Raw genomic sequence first — 15147 nt, 5'->3', positions numbered from 1 at the left:
ATTACACTTTTTCACACTAATGCCCACTTTAGAGGATGACTTGAGCGTGGTCAAGCGTATTTGCTCGGTAAATTTGGAAAATTTCTAATGAAGTCAATGACTTAGCGCGAACACTTGAGGTTGAGCGCGGACAACTCCCAACAATTTATCCTGATAAATTAGGCACTTACGCACCATAGTGAAAGTAGCGCCTTACATATAACCATGTGTTTATCCCTGATGTTGCGTTTTGGGATGGGAAACTTAGGAGAAATGCCTGCAGGAAAGAGAAGTTCGCCGCTTTTTAGCCGCTGAAGTGACAATTAATAAACGTTGATGTGCTGAGGAAAATAGACAAGGGGCCTGATTATCGCTGAATTTATAGCTACTCAGGCGATTTTTCGGCACAATTCATGGACCACGCTGCCTGACGATATGAAGAAGTCAAGCCCCTCTGTTCTGGCGCTGCAATAATTGCAAAAACTCCTTATCAGCGACGGCCTTGCTGAAGTAAAAACCCTGAAACTCGTCACACTTGCATTCACGCAAGGTTTCCAGTTGCGTGGCTGAATCGACACCCTCGGCAATCACCTTGATACCCAGCGTGTGTGCCATGGCAACGATGGCCAATACGATGGCAGTGTCATTCGGGTCATCAGGTATGTCCCTGATGAAGGAACGATCAACCTTGACACTATCGACAGGAAAACGTTTCAGGTAGGCCAGCGATGAATAACCAGTACCAAAATCATCGATGGACAGTGTAAATCCAGCTTCCTTGAGGCCATCCATGAGCAAGATTGCCTGCTCGCGGTTATGCATGACCATGCTTTCGGTAATCTCAAATTCAATGGAATTGGATGGGACACGCCAAAAATCCACGACGCTTTTTACTTCTTCCAACATATGTACATCATTGAACTGGGCGCCAGACAAATTGATGGCCACACGCCCAAAGTTTTTGTCGACATTGCGAAAACTCAGGATGTCACGGCAGGCAATGTCCAGCACCAACATCCCCAGACGGGCTATCAGCCCAGCTTCTTCGGCCAGAGAGATGAACTCTACTGGTGACAACAAGCCGCGCTCAGGATGGTTCCAGCGCACCAGAGCCTCGGCACCCACGATGCGCTCAGTCATCACGTCCAGTTTGGGCTGGTAGTGGACGACGAATTCCCGTCTTTCCAGCGCCCTGCGCAGCCTCGCCTCAAAGGCCAGTCTTTCCACGGTGTGGGTATTCATCTCGGAAGCATAGAACTGGTAATTATCCTTACCCTTGTTTTTCGCCTTGTACATGGCGATGTCGGCATTCTTCAGTAGGGTCTGGGCATCCCTGCCATCGGCGGGGAAAGTGGCAATACCAATGCTGGCACTGAGCTGGCATTCCTGCCCGTTTATTTCAAAAGGCTGGGCAGCAGCATATAAAAGCTTGTCAGCCACATCGCCGAGATCACGCGCTTCGCTGAACTGGTCGATCAGCAATATGAATTCATCACCACCTATCCTGGCGATAATGTCGGATTCGCGCAAACACTGCCGGAAACTGCGCGCCACCGTGCGCAAGACATGATCACCCTCATCATGACCAAAGGTGTCGTTGATATTCTTGAAGCGGTCCAAATCGAGGAAAAGCACCGCGAGCTGGCTGCGGTTACGCTCCGCAATGGCGAGTGAACGGGCCAGATGCTGGTTATACAAAAAGCGGTTAGGCAAACCAGTCAGCTCATCGTAATGGGCGAGCTGCATGATTTTCTTTTCAGAACGACGGCCCTCGATGGCAATCCCGGCAATATCCACAGTGATCCTGATCAAACCCTGGTCTTTTTCACTGAGTGGTTCGCGACTATAAGAAAACAGGCTGAAGCTACCCAGCAACTGACCATTCTTGCCTATGATAGGCCAGGCAGCGCAAGAAGAAAATTCGGTCAAGGTTTCTACACCATTCACAAATTGCATGGCGGGTGCACGCAAGAAATCATTCAGCCAGACTTGCTGCATGCCAAGTACCGCCTCGGACCAGATACCACTACCATGCGTGACTGTCATGCCCGGTATCTGGGCCAGCAGGATTTCGGGGAAGTGAATACCCGTAGCCTGGGCAAAGCTACGCTTGTCTTCGGCCAGCAACTGTATTCCGCAGCGCCAGTGAGGACAGAGATTTTCAACAAATTTGCTGATCGCTTCCAGTATCGAAGACAAGTCATCATCGCCACCGATGAGTTTCAACAGACGATTTTGTCCGGCGATCAACAACTCAGAGTATTTGCGCGCATTGATATCACGTTCTACGCAAAACAAGAGCATTTCGCCCTCGACCTCGACCCGGCTCAGCGATATCTCACTGTGCTGTATCTGGTCGTTGCGCATGGTGACCCATTCAAAGCGCTGCGCCTGCCCCTTGAAAGCCTGATCTATCAGGGTGGCCACCAGCACATCCTTGTCCTGCGTGGCATAACCGGCAACAGTCTGCACACTGGGAGAAAAGCTGCCAACCTTGCGGCCTATGACTTCATCCTGGCTAGTGACGCCAAAAAAAGCGACTGCGGCAGGGTTGCAATCTACATAGATATAATCACGACTAATGAGCAGGATGGCATCTTGCGCACCCTGATACAAGAGCCGATAACGGCTCTCACTGGCTTCCAGACGATTTTTGGAATCGCGCAAATGACGAATTTGCCATAGTAGCAATAATGCCAAAATAATAATAAGGCCGGCAGTCACTGCTGTGACCATGATTTTTTGCGCAACCCTGATATTCCAGTCTGCGAGTATGGCGTTGGTTTCCCTGGCATACACCAGAATCAGTGGCAAGCCATTGATACGGCGATAGCTGATCAACCAGCCTTTACCATCCCCACGCTCATCGCGTAAAGCACCCTCATCCGATTTATTACGCACGATGCTATCGACCACAGACCGCGTGAATTCACGCTCGTTCTGTACCACTCCGGCCTGCGCCCCGGCCAGTTTTTTACCAGCTTCATCGTACAAGGCAATACTGGCACCACTACCAAGGGCGATGCGCTCATAGAAATCATAAAGATAGCGCAGTTGTATGTCAGCCTGTATCAAGCCAGCGCGCCGACCATCCTGATCAAAAAAATTCCTGGCCACAGGCAAAATCCACTGCCCGGTCCGTGGCAATTGATAAGCCTGGCCCAGCACGACTTTGCTGTCGTCAGGGCGGTCCAGCAAGAATTTGATGTGTTGCTGATCTTGTATCTGCCCAGGTCCGGTATTCATGGACAGGCTGGAAGCCTGTCGTTCACCCTTGAGATTGAATAGCGAAAGTGCATAAATGAATTCAGAATCCTGCCTTTGCATTGCCAGGATCTGTTGCAGTTGTTTTTCCTCGCTGGATGCCAGCCTGGTTTCCGAGAGCACTTCTTCACCAGCAACACTCATCACCTGCAAGGTGCCGCGCACCACCTCACTGACATGCTCGTCGAGTATGCGTACCGCCAGGAAATTATGCTCTTGCGCAGCATTGATGGTCAACGTCTTATCTTGGGCTATAGACCACCAGCTCTGCCCTATGATCGCTGCTGCAATCAGGCAGATGCAAAATGCGAGAGCCATCAGTGGCAAATCGCGCTCTTTTTTCAGACCGCCAGTCTCCATGCGTTTGCAATGTTGTAGATACAGCGTCGATGAGAACTCATTGCACCAGTGTACCACTGGTATTTTCAGAACAAGGACTTGCTTTCAAGGAATGATGCTTGACGGCGACAATCTGACACAGACTGCGGCATATTGAGAGGACGTTTGGGACGGAACCAAAGAAATGTGCAAATTAAATAGTAGGACTTACACAAAATTGTCCCAGCAAGGCCGTGCTTGAGGAAACCGCACAGTAAGGGCGGTTCGTTACGTCGGCAGACAATCTATTGTCTGAAACCCCGACTCCACCTTAGCGGCCAAGACAGTATTTTGTACAAGGAAAGGTAAAGGGGGAGTTAAATAGTGAACTGAGCACAACTAAGGCGATTTTGTGCAAATCTAAATAAATTGAAGCAGGCCGATAGGCCGGATTTTGTTACGGCATAGACATTGCTGCCGTCTGCTATGACAATCATTCCTCTAGGCGACGGATTGCTCCGCCGCTCAAGCTTTCTACCCGCACGCTCCGCGAGCAACATCAACGCGTGCCTATTTGAAATTGCTCCAGGTGGAGGTTACCGCGTTTCACCGTAACTTAATACGCTCGTCTCTGTGGCCCTATTCCTCGTCTTATACCAAAGCTTTCGCCCTGGCTTTCAACGTACGGCCGTTAGCCGTCACCCTGCTCTATGGAGTCCGGACCTTCCTCCCGTCACCTTGATTACTCAAGGCAACCAGCGATTGTCTGGCCTGCTTCGGGCGCTATTCTACCTCATTCGGGGTTAGTTAATCTAACCTATTCAATGATAATTCCGTGCAAGAGGCTCAAATACGGTGCAAATTAAGCAGGCTTTCTGGTAGCGTACTGCTTTTACTTTTTTATCATTGTCTATCATGCTTAAATCACGTTCTGGCGGCCAGTTGATTGTGGATGCCTTGCAAGTCCACGGTGTCGACACCATTTTCGGTGTCCCTGGCGAAAGCTACTTGCCCGTCCTGGATGCGCTGCATGATAGTCCCATACGCTTCATCATCAACCGCCAGGAAGGCGGCGCAGCTTTCATGGCAGACGCCTATGGCAAGATGACAGGCAAACCTGGCATTTGCTTCGTCACCCGTGGCCCTGGTGCCACCAATGCCTCTATCGGAGTACATACGGCTTATCAGGACTCGACACCAATGATCCTGTTCATTGGGCAGGTCGGCAATGATTTTGTCGAACGCGAAGCCTTTCAAGAGATTGACTATCGCCGCATGTTTGGCCAGATGGCGAAATGGGTAGCCCAGATAGACCGCGCCGACCGTGTGCCTGAATACATCGCCCGCGCCTTCCAGGTCGCCACCAGCGGCCGCCCAGGCCCGGTCGTGCTGGCATTACCAGAAGACATGCTGGCCCAGGTGGCAGAAGTCGCTGATACCCGTCACTACACACCTGTACAGGCATCGGCCTCGCCGCAACAACTGGCACAACTGCGTAATATGCTGGCTGTGTCACAACGCCCAGTATTGTTGCTGGGCGGCAGCGGCTGGGATCAGACAGCTTGCCAGCACATCAGCGAATTCGCCACCAGCAACCACCTGCCTGTAGCTTGCGCCTTCCGCTTCCAGGATTTGATGGACAATACCCATCCCAACTACATAGGTGACGTAGGCATAGGCATCAACCCCAAACTCGCGCAAAGGCTAAAAGATGCCGACCTGATCATCGCCATCGGCCCGCGCCTGGGTGAAATGACCACTAGCGGCTATAGCGTGCTGGAAGCGCCGATACCTAAACAGAAGCTGGTACACATCCACAGCGATGCACTGGAATTGGGCCGTGTCTATCAGGCTGAACTGATGATCAATAGCGGCATGAAGGAAATTGCCGAAGCACTGGCTGAAATGGAAGGCCTGGATGCAGCCACCAAATGGCAGGCAACTGTCAGTGAAGCCAAAGCTGACTTGCTGGCCTGGCAAACCGAACCAGCGATTTTTGCCAAGGAGAACGCTCCCTTAAACTTGTGGCAAGTAGTACAGGACATCAAACGCCTGGCGCCAAAAGACACCATCATCACCAATGGTGCAGGCAATTACGCGACCTGGGCGCACCGTTACTTCCCTTACGGCGGCATGCGCACCCAGTTGGCGCCTACCTCCGGTGCCATGGGCTATAGCGTGCCATCTGGTGTTGCTGCCAAGATCATAGACCCTGAGCGCACCGTCATTACTTTCGCTGGCGACGGTGAATACCTGATGAATGGCCAGGAACTCGCAACTGCCGTGCAATACAAGGCAGGCGTGGTCATCATCGTCTTCAATAATGGCATGTATGGCACCATACGCATGCATCAGGAGAGAGAATTCCCGGCGCGTGTATCTGGTACAGAATTACACAACCCTGACTTTGCCGCCCTGGCCCGCGCCTTTGGTGGTAGTGGTGAGGTCGTCAATACCACGGCAGAATTTGCACCCGCGCTGGAGAGAGCATTGGCACACAGCCGCCAGCACAATCTGCCAACCCTGATAGAACTGCGTTATGACGGCAACCTGATCACGCCAGGTGCAACACTGCAAACCCTGCGCCAGATTGCCCAAGACGCTGGCAAATAATATCTACATAAAACCTGCTTCGGGTCATTCCCGAAGCAGCCTTGCGCTGCAACAAGCAAGACAGCATTCCCACAATCCACAAATTAGGGCACACTCCCATCATTACCTTCACGGGAAGATGCCCACATGAGCAAACCTGCACTGCCTAAAAGTATCTGGGTACTTGGCTTTGTCAGCATGCTCATGGATATTTCTTCTGAAATGATACATAGCCTGCTGCCCATGTTCATGGTCGGCACGCTGGGTATCAGCGTGTTTGCCGTTGGCCTGATCGATGGCATCGCCGAATCAACCACCCTCATCGTCAAGGTATTTTCAGGCGCACTCAGTGACCGCCTGGGCAAGCGCAAGGCCCTGGCTGTGTTTGGCTATGGCTTGAGTGCCTTCACCAAACCCCTGTTTGCCATCGCCCAGGGCATGGGCATGCTGTTGACAGCCCGCATGATGGACAGGATAGGTAAAGGCATACGCGGCGCACCGCGTGACGCCCTGATCACAGACATTACACCAGCCGAAATACGCGGTGCGGCTTTCGGTCTGCGGCAATCTCTGGATACCATAGGTGCCGTGGTTGGCCCCTTGCTGGCAACCGCCCTGATGCTGCTGTGGATGAATGATTACCGGCGCATATTCTGGCTAGCCGTGATCCCCGGCCTGGCTGCAATGGTCTTGCTCTTCGTCGGCGTAAAAGAGCCGGATAACAAAACTGCGCTGAGACCCGGCAACCCGATCAGCATGCATAATCTGCGCCGCATGGGTACGGCTTACTGGTGGGTGGTGGCACTGGGCAGCATATTTACCCTGGCCCGTTTCAGCGAAGCTTTTTTGATACTGCGCGCCCAGCAAATGCAGATACCCATAGCTTATGTACCCCTCATCATGGTTACGATGAACCTGGTGTATGCAGCGACAGCCTACCCTTTCGGCAAACTGTCTGACAGGGTATCGCACCCTCTATTACTTGCCTGTGGCTTGCTGGTACTGATCGCCTCGGATGTAGTACTGGGGTATAGCCAGAACTGGTATGGCCTGGCAGCGGGAATTGCCCTATGGGGCGTTCACATGGGAATGACCCAGGGTTTGTTGTCCAGCATGGTTGCCGGCAGTGCCCCGGCTGATTTACGTGGCACGGCCTTTGGTTTTTTCAATCTCGCCAGTGGTGTCAGTCTTTTACTGGCAAGCGTCGTCGCAGGCTTGCTATGGCAGGAGTTTGGATCTGCCTTTACCTTTTATGCTGGTGCCGTTTTTGCATGTATCAGCTTGCTGGGACTTATATTGCATCCATCGACCAGAAAAAAAATGCAGCCCTAGGCCGTGTCTGATGTCACCACTGCTCGCGGCTTGTGTGCCAGCCACAGTTTGGTCAGTCCCCACATCAAAGTCAAAGCAAACAACCAGGCCAAATAGCAGACTAGGAGCGAAGCCTCATACGCTGGCGTCGCCTCTGGTTTGCGAAAATCAACGATCTGACCGTAACGCAGTTGCATATAAATCCAGCCCAGCGCATGGATGAGCGCGATATGCACCAGATAAAAAAACATCGGTGTCTTGCCAAACAACATCAATAGCGGCAAAGGTTTTTGCACATATTTATCCATCAAGGCCAGCGTGCTCAAACCTATGCTGAGCGTGATGCACAGATAGAGCAAAGAAGGCGGATACTTATGCACCTTGACGAAAGACATGAGGTCATAAAACCAGCCCTTGCCCTGTGCCGACCAAAAATCAGGGTCGCCATAATAATTTCCGCTGCGCAAAATCACGAAACTCACAAACAGGATGGCCGCCGCTGATAGCATGAAACGCTGGCGCTTGTCAGCGTCCCACAACATCACCGGCCCCAGCGCATAACCAGCCGCCATCAAACCTATCCATGGCATGAGCGGGTAGGCAAAGACGATGCCCAATTTGTCAGTCAGGGGATAATAACCACCCTGATGCCAGGCCATGAACAAGACATGGCTACCTTTGGCATGCATGCCATCGAGCAGGTTATGCGGCAATATTAAGGCAGCGGCGGCCAGTGCGATCGACCAGTGCGGCAACCAGATCAGCAAGCCCAGCGCCATCATCGCCATCCCTATCGACCAGATCACCTGCAAGATGAACACATTGAAACCAAATTGCCAACTGAAGCTGACCCAGGTGCATTCCAACAACACCAGCAAAGCACCGCGGCTAAGCAGATAGCGCGTCATATCCCTTTTATCACGCTGCTGCGAGCGCAAGAAAGCAGACATGCCAGCCAGGGTCACAAAGATCGGTGCACATAAATGCGTAATCCAGCGCGTCCAGAACCAGCCTGGCGAGCCTTGTTGTAAATCCAGAGGATCGAATGGAGTGACAGCAAAAAAGTCGCGGGTATGATCCAGTGCCATCAGCACGATGACCAGACCACGCAAGAGGTCTATGGCTTGTAGCCGGTTTTGCCGCATCATGGTGTATCCCCATCTGCGACCAGGCGCAGTTTTATTTTAATGCACCAATTCTATCCAGCACCCGCTGCTGGCAGCAAAGCATTTCAAGCCAGGGAAATAAAAAAGCGCCCATTTGTTGCCAAATGAGCGCCTGGATTAAAACAATTTCCGTGCTTACTCTTCATCCTTGAGTCGCCCGCCCTTGAGTTGCTGCAGGCGTTGCTTCTCCTGCCTGCGCTCAGTACGCTTGGGATTGAGTGCGCCATGGACACCGGCATTGCGCTGTTTGACCAGCACAGCCAGCGGGTTGCGCGGTTTGGGTAATTTGATATTGATCTTCATTCTTTATCCTTTTACACAAACAACCTGGCGCAAGGTATGGACGATCTCGACCAGATCACGCTGATGCGCCATGACTGCATCGATATCCTTATAGGCAGCCGGAATTTCATCGACCACGCCCTTATCCTTGCGACATTCTATACCCTGAGTCTGTGCTGCCAGGTCATCAGCATCATATGTCTCCCTGGCCTCACCCCGGCTCATCCTGCGCCCTGCACCGTGAGAGCAGGAACAGAATGATTCAGGATTACCCTTGCCCCTGACGATATAACTACGTGCGCCCATGCTGCCAGGAATAATCCCCATCTCACCCATGCGGGCAGAAATTGCTCCCTTGCGGGTAATAAAGAGATTTTCATTATTATGCGTTTCTTGCGACACATAATTGTGATGGCAATTGATGGCTTCCCCATCAAGCTTGAAGCTGGTGACTTCTTTTTCCAGCACAGCCAGTGCCCGACGCATCATTTCACTCCGGTTAGCCAGCGCATAATCCTGCGCCCACTGTACTGCTTCGACATAATCATCAAACAGTTCCGAGCCTTCAGTGAAGTAAGACAAGTCCTTGTCCGGCAAATGTATCTGGTGCCGCCACATTTCTTTCCTGGCAGCCCAGATAAAATGCTTGCCGATGACATTGCCCACACCACGCGAACCAGAATGCAACATGATCCAGACGCGCTGCTCTTCATCAATACACACTTCAATGAAATGATTACCACCACCCAGGGTACCCAACTGGCATATCCAGGTCTGGTAAAACTTCGGCAGCATTTTCATGATGCTCTTGTGCTTGGCGACGATCTTGTCCAGCCTGTCATTCAAGGGTTTGCCCACCCTGACCAGCGCAGACCCGCGCATTCTGTTCCAGGCATGCTGGCTAAAACCGACAGGTATCTCAGCTTCCAAAGCACTGCGCAGTTTCGCAAGGTTGTCAGGCAACTGGCTGGCCGTCAAGGTCGTGCGCACAGCATTCATGCCACAGCCTATGTCCACACCTACAGCACCAGGGATGATGGCAGCACGGGTAGGTATCACACTACCTACCGTAGCACCCACACCCGCATGCACATCAGGCATGGCCGCTACGTGAGGATGGACGATGTTTAAATTAGCGATATTGAGCAACTGCTGTATCGCAGTGTGATCAACATCATCGGTAAATATATGCACTGGCACTTTGGCCTTGTGCAAACTTTGAGCTATAGGCATACAATTTTCCTTCTTGTCATGCCGGTGTTTTTTCTGCGAGTTGCTTTCGCCACGTCAGCAAATCGTGCTGCTGGCATGAGGCACATCTTGCTGCTTTTCTTTGCAAATAAGGCTGCGCATTTTTTTGGCGAACACCATCCCTGCCCGCATGGCGCAAGGCAATGCAAGTTCTGGCGTTCCAACAAAAAATCAGCGGCTGAAAAGTAAAAACCCCGACGAGTTTCCTCACCGGGGTTTTCGAAAAAAAAGACCGGCTCGGGTTGGCGATTTGCCTTAACCCCGAGCGTCGTGCACGGGGCTAAAAGTATTGATTGTTCTTACTAGCCGTATTCCGTGGCATGGCCGTTCCTTTCTTGAATTGGGTGTTGATGAAAAAATCGAATTGCAGAGAATTTTTAAATTGCTGCATATCGGAGAGACTCGATTCTGCACGAGATTAAATTACTGTGTCAATAGAATTCAAAAAAAAATTGACACTCAGTTCAGCAAAAGCTTGGCTATCAGGGATTATAGATAAATATCAGACGCGCATCGCATCAAGAAAATTCTCTGATCAATGGTGGATTCACAGCTAGAACATTAACGCAATTGTATTCAGTGCAAATAAACCATTCCCTGAAATCGCCTACCGCTTCTGTAATTGCCAACATCCCTGGAAATTGCCTTTCTTGTTCTAGCCAACCACCAGACTTGATTTCAAACAGGCAGTATCCAGACTCAAATACTTTACTTTGCCAATAAGGAATAAGATCGCCTTCGTCAAGAACTCGAAAACCTCTCGCCTCCTCAAAATGAATTTCTATCAAGGTACGCTTCTCATTAGTCTCATCAGTAGCAGCAACAACAATGCGAAGACCAGTAGCGCCGAGCGATAACTCACTAACGCCAGTGAACACTTTTCCTGAATACGATTTAGATTTTGGTTCGACAGTTATTTTCATGTTGAGAGAAATATACGTATAAGTACTTTTGACGCTCGATTCAAGGCATCGTAAATAAAAAAAATAAAATGGAACATAGCCAGCGTGTGGTGGTTAAGTTTGCAGTATGCAATTTCAACAGTGCGATGTGATGGGCTGAGTTGTCATTTGTTGGCGCTGCCCATCGCGCTCGGTTAGCGATCCCAGTATATTTTCCACCCCCTGTCATCGGGCCGGGGTTCCACGCTCACCCTATGTTCCGAAAACTTTACAAGCTCAGCTACAACACTACCTGCCAGTTACTTTCCTGAATCTTCGCATTCAATTCGCGCAATTTCTTGGCCAGGTCTTCTGACTGCTTCTGCAATTTCTTCACATCAAATACGGACACCCATTTTATTTCACGAGCACTATAGCGATCTGGTTCTTTCTGTGTTGATCCTATGGCTGCCTGCAACAAGCCATGGCGCTGTATCAAACTATCGCGCTCGGCGATGGCGGCTGTCAGGATACGGCCATCCGGCAACTTGTTGCTCATGTTCGCGGCATTAATCGCCAATACCAGTTTTTCCAGCTCTGTGGTCACGGCATAGGCTTCCAGCAATAGAGCCTCAGGATCTTCCTGTGGCGTATTGCCTTCTTGTACCAGTCCATTGCGCACTATGCGTTCACGCATGGATGCCAGTTTTTTCTGTAAATCGCCTCGCAATAACAAGGCTTCTGCAAGCTTCATCTTGTTCTCCTTTTTAATTTTGCTTCATCGTGCAGACGAAGCGCTTATCCTGTGGTGTAAACTCTGTACTCACAGGCAAGAACCGTCCAATCACATCCGCATTAGTCTTCGCATGTTGCGATATGACGCTGCATGTAAAACTTCCCCCACCCGCCAGGGCAAAGGGCAACATGACCTGGTCTGCCAGGTGCTCGCCCAGTGCTGCACCAGATGCGACATACTCACGCAATTCCTGCACAGTACGTTTGGCGACATTTTCTGCCTTGACGGCTTTTTCACCAAAACCGCAAAATACTTCGGTAATATGTTCATGCTCCAGAGTAATCAACAGTACATTGCCTGGCCCCTGGTCATTGCTCAGGCCACGTACCAGTAATTGATCGGCAGTCCAGCCCATGCCTGCGCCTACGCATTCAAGTTCACGTTTGGCGACATCGACAGGTACACCAGCGACAAAGCTTTCGGCGTAGCCTTTGATTCTTTCGCCACGTTCCAGCAAGTCCAGTTGCTTCAACTGCTTGCATGGGTGTATTTGGGCGATAACTTCACCACCACCAGCAGGGACGAAGCCGTAACGCTTCAATTCAAAACTGACATCTGCCCCCATTTGCTGCAATACACGGCCATAGGCCTTTTGCAAGAACTGTGCAGGCGGTGCCATGTCATTGTGAGTACCGCCAGTGATCTTGATGGTCGATGGTTTGTCGGCATAAAGCAAGGCAGGTATCAGGGTCTGCAACACCAGGGTACAACTACCGGCACTACCTATGGCGAACTGGTAAGTGCCGCCATAGATGCCCGATGGAATAAACTCCAGCGTAGTCGAACCCAGTTCTGCGCCAGTAACCTGCGCACTGCTGACGGCAGCAGCTGATTGCACTGCCACCAGATGCTGGCGCAGCAAACCAGGCTTGGCGCGGCCAGCACGGATATTGATGATACGAAACGGTTGCCCGGTAATCATGGACAGACTCAAAGACGTACGCAATATCTGTCCACCACCCTCACCCAAAGAGCCATCCAGCTCTATCATTTTCTTATTCATTATTTTTATTTTCAATTCAAACAAGTTCAAGACCATTAACCACAGAGGCACGGAGACACAGAGAAAGGCAGGAAAAAATCTTTTGGAAATTTGACTGTCTCGAATTTTATGAAAAAGAGATCCCTCTTGCTTTTCCTCTGTGTCTCTGTGCCTCTGTGTTGAGATGTCTTGAATTTAAAAATCAACCCTTAACGCACACTACCTGCTTCAAAACGTGCACCACATCTACAAGCGCACTTTGGGCCAGCATTACGGCGTCGATGTCTTTATATGCCATAGGGATTTCATCAATAACATCGGCATCTTTACGGCATTCCACACCCTCGGTTGCGGCGATCTGATCGGCGACGGTGTATAGCTTTTTCGCGGCGGTACGGCTCATGGTACGTCCTGCACCGTGGCTGCAGCTATTGAAGCTTTCTTCATTTCCTTTACCACGCACGATGAAGCTTTTCGCGCCCATGGAACCAGGGATAATCCCCAATTCACCGGCACGCGCAGATACTGCACCTTTACGGGTTACCAATACATCTTTACCGAAGTGATGTTCTTTCTGCACATAGTTATGATGACAATTAACCGCCTCAACATGGGTCTCAAACGGTTTGCTGATCACAGTACGCACGGCAGCAATCAAGTTCTGCATCATCACTTCACGGTTCAAGCGGGCAAACTTCTGCGCCCACCCCACTGCCTGGATATAGTCCTTGTAATGTTCGGTACCTTCTGGCAGATAGGACAAATCCTGATCTGGCAAGTTAATGAAATGGGTACGCATATCCTGCTTGGCCAGTTCGATGAAATGGCTACCAATTGCATTACCTACTCCACGTGAACCGGAATGCAACATGAACCATACTGCATTGGCTTCATCCAGGCATACTTCAACGAAGTGGTTACCACCACCCAAAGTCCCCAGATGACGATAGTTATTGGTGTTTTTTAAACGCGGTGTCTTCAAGCAAATTTCATCGAAACCAACTTTCAATTCTGCCCAGGCATTATCCACAGCAGATGGTGGTGTTTCCCATGAACCCTTATCACGGCCTTTGAAGCTACGGGTCTTTGGTGACATACCATGCGGTATGGCTTTTTCTATCGCAGTACGCAAAGGACCCAGGTTATCAGGCAAATCATGAGCAAACAAAGTGGTCTTGGCAGCCATCATCCCGCAACCGATATCCACACCGACCGCAGCCGGGATCACTGCACCCAGGGTAGGTATCACGCTACCGATGGTAGAACCTTTACCCAGATGCACGTCTGGCATCACGGCAATATGTTTGTAGATGAAAGGCAAACGAGAGGTATTCGCCAACTGCTGCTTGGCTTCTTCTTCAACAGGAACACCTTTGGTCCACATCTTGATAGGACGACCATCTTTGTACTGTATTACATCATAATCTTCGTGCTTCATATTTTCTCTTTATTATTAAATTCTTTGGTGGCGACAAGGGTTGATGAAACATCTGTGGTTACCCACAAGCGCTCTCCCACTGAGCTACACGGTGCCAGATGACCCCGTGGTGGGGATCGAACCCACGACCTCTTCGTCCTTAGCGATGTAGTTTCATCCGCATTCGCCTAAACTTTTTTACCGCAAAGTTATTAACTGCTGCCTTACTTCTCTTACTTTACGACTTGCCATTTTGGGGTGGCGACAATATTCGGTGAAATGTATGTGGTTACCCACAGGTGCTCTACCAACTGAGCTACACGAAACCGAGATTTCGTGACGGGCTTCGAACCCGCGACAGCCTCATTAAAAGTGATGTAATTTCACCAGCATTCGCCTGAACTTTTACTCACAACACAAACTCCTTCATTTACAATTACTTGCGGCGACAAGGGTTCGTGAAACTGACGGCCGGGAGACTCTTGTCAGAGTCAGTACCCAGGCTACACCAGGCCATATTGCATCTGTTCACCACCTTAGGACCGTTGCACGTTCACGAGCATTCGCCTGAAAACTCTATTGTTTGTGTTTTTCTGCCAGGCCACTCAAATGAATGTCCCGGGCTTGCTTCTTTCTTTGTTGCTCTGTCTTGCGACAAGATCGACATCGTACAGCGACGCTATTGATATTGCCTTGCATAATCTCGTACCACCACTTCTGTTGCTTGGCTGTCCATATTTGCACTGTGCCACAATCTCTGCAATTGAAGACATAGTCCACATCACTAGTGTCCCAACGTTTTCACATCAGGGGTTCGTAAGTCAATGATTTGTTTGCACAAATTGATGTTTTTATCTGGTCTCGATTTGAACGTCGAGGTGCAGAATTGGAGCTTTTTGCGAATATCC

At 50.4% G+C, this 15147-nt stretch carries 11 protein-coding genes and 1 other RNA gene; 2 read left to right on the top strand and 10 right to left on the bottom strand.

Features of this window, described 5'->3' with window-relative positions; genetic code table 11:
* Positions 1 to 423: 423 nt before the first annotated feature.
* Positions 424 to 3603 carry an EAL domain-containing protein gene (locus tag H8L47_RS04555; protein WP_186952056.1) on the bottom strand — a complete coding sequence of 1060 codons (3180 nt, stop codon included), beginning with the start codon at positions 3601 to 3603 and terminating at the stop codon, positions 424 to 426.
* 385 nt (positions 3604 to 3988) lie between these two features.
* Positions 3989 to 4339, bottom strand: an RNA gene (gene rnpB / locus H8L47_RS04550) — RNase P RNA component class A.
* Positions 4340 to 4476: 137 nt separating this feature from the next.
* Between rnpB and H8L47_RS04545 the strand changes: the two genes are divergently transcribed.
* Both H8L47_RS04545 and H8L47_RS04540 read left to right on the top strand, forming a co-directional pair.
* Complete coding sequence (locus H8L47_RS04545; RefSeq protein WP_186952055.1) at positions 4477 to 6174, top strand: thiamine pyrophosphate-binding protein; 1698 nt, start codon at positions 4477 to 4479, stop codon at positions 6172 to 6174.
* A 126-nt stretch (positions 6175 to 6300) separates the two neighbouring features.
* Entirely contained in the window at positions 6301 to 7485 is a 1185-nt protein-coding gene (locus H8L47_RS04540) for an MFS transporter (protein ID WP_186952054.1), read from the top strand.
* Here H8L47_RS04540 and H8L47_RS04535 read toward each other — a convergent pair.
* From H8L47_RS04535 to H8L47_RS29655, 8 genes are all read right to left on the bottom strand, one after another.
* Positions 7482 to 8612, bottom strand: coding sequence for a DUF1624 domain-containing protein (locus tag H8L47_RS04535; protein ID WP_186952053.1), 1131 nt, complete (start codon positions 8610 to 8612; stop codon positions 7482 to 7484). The two genes, H8L47_RS04540 and H8L47_RS04535, sit on opposite strands and share 4 nt — an antisense overlap.
* A gap of 153 nt (positions 8613 to 8765) precedes the next feature.
* Complete coding sequence (locus H8L47_RS04530) at positions 8766 to 8933, bottom strand: hypothetical protein (protein WP_186952052.1); 168 nt, start codon at positions 8931 to 8933, stop codon at positions 8766 to 8768.
* A 3-nt stretch (positions 8934 to 8936) separates the two neighbouring features.
* Positions 8937 to 10145, bottom strand: a complete 1209-nt coding sequence (locus H8L47_RS04525) for an RtcB family protein (protein ID WP_186952051.1) — start codon at positions 10143 to 10145, stop codon at positions 8937 to 8939.
* Between the two features lie 536 nt (positions 10146 to 10681).
* Positions 10682 to 11086 carry a hypothetical protein gene (locus H8L47_RS04520; protein ID WP_186952050.1) on the bottom strand — a complete coding sequence of 135 codons (405 nt, stop codon included), beginning with the start codon at positions 11084 to 11086 and terminating at the stop codon, positions 10682 to 10684.
* 259 nt (positions 11087 to 11345) lie between these two features.
* Positions 11346 to 11798 carry a DIP1984 family protein gene (locus tag H8L47_RS04515; protein ID WP_186952049.1) on the bottom strand — a complete coding sequence of 151 codons (453 nt, stop codon included), beginning with the start codon at positions 11796 to 11798 and terminating at the stop codon, positions 11346 to 11348.
* A 13-nt stretch (positions 11799 to 11811) separates the two neighbouring features.
* A complete protein-coding gene (rtcA, locus tag H8L47_RS04510; RefSeq protein ID WP_222616414.1) occupies positions 11812 to 12843 on the bottom strand; it encodes an RNA 3'-terminal phosphate cyclase in 1032 nt (343 codons plus the stop codon).
* 181 nt (positions 12844 to 13024) lie between these two features.
* Positions 13025 to 14260 (bottom strand): RtcB family protein, encoded by a 1236-nt coding sequence (locus H8L47_RS04505; RefSeq protein WP_186952048.1) that lies wholly within the window; start codon positions 14258 to 14260, stop codon positions 13025 to 13027.
* 555 nt (positions 14261 to 14815) lie between these two features.
* Entirely contained in the window at positions 14816 to 15019 is a 204-nt protein-coding gene (locus tag H8L47_RS29655) for a zinc-ribbon domain containing protein (protein ID WP_186952047.1), read from the bottom strand.
* Positions 15020 to 15147: the final 128 nt, after the last annotated feature.

Source organism: Undibacterium umbellatum (genome assembly GCF_014284125.1).
GTDB classification, from domain to species: Bacteria; Pseudomonadota; Gammaproteobacteria; order Burkholderiales; family Burkholderiaceae_D; genus Undibacterium; species Undibacterium umbellatum.
This window is presented reverse-complemented; position numbering and strand designations above follow the sequence as displayed.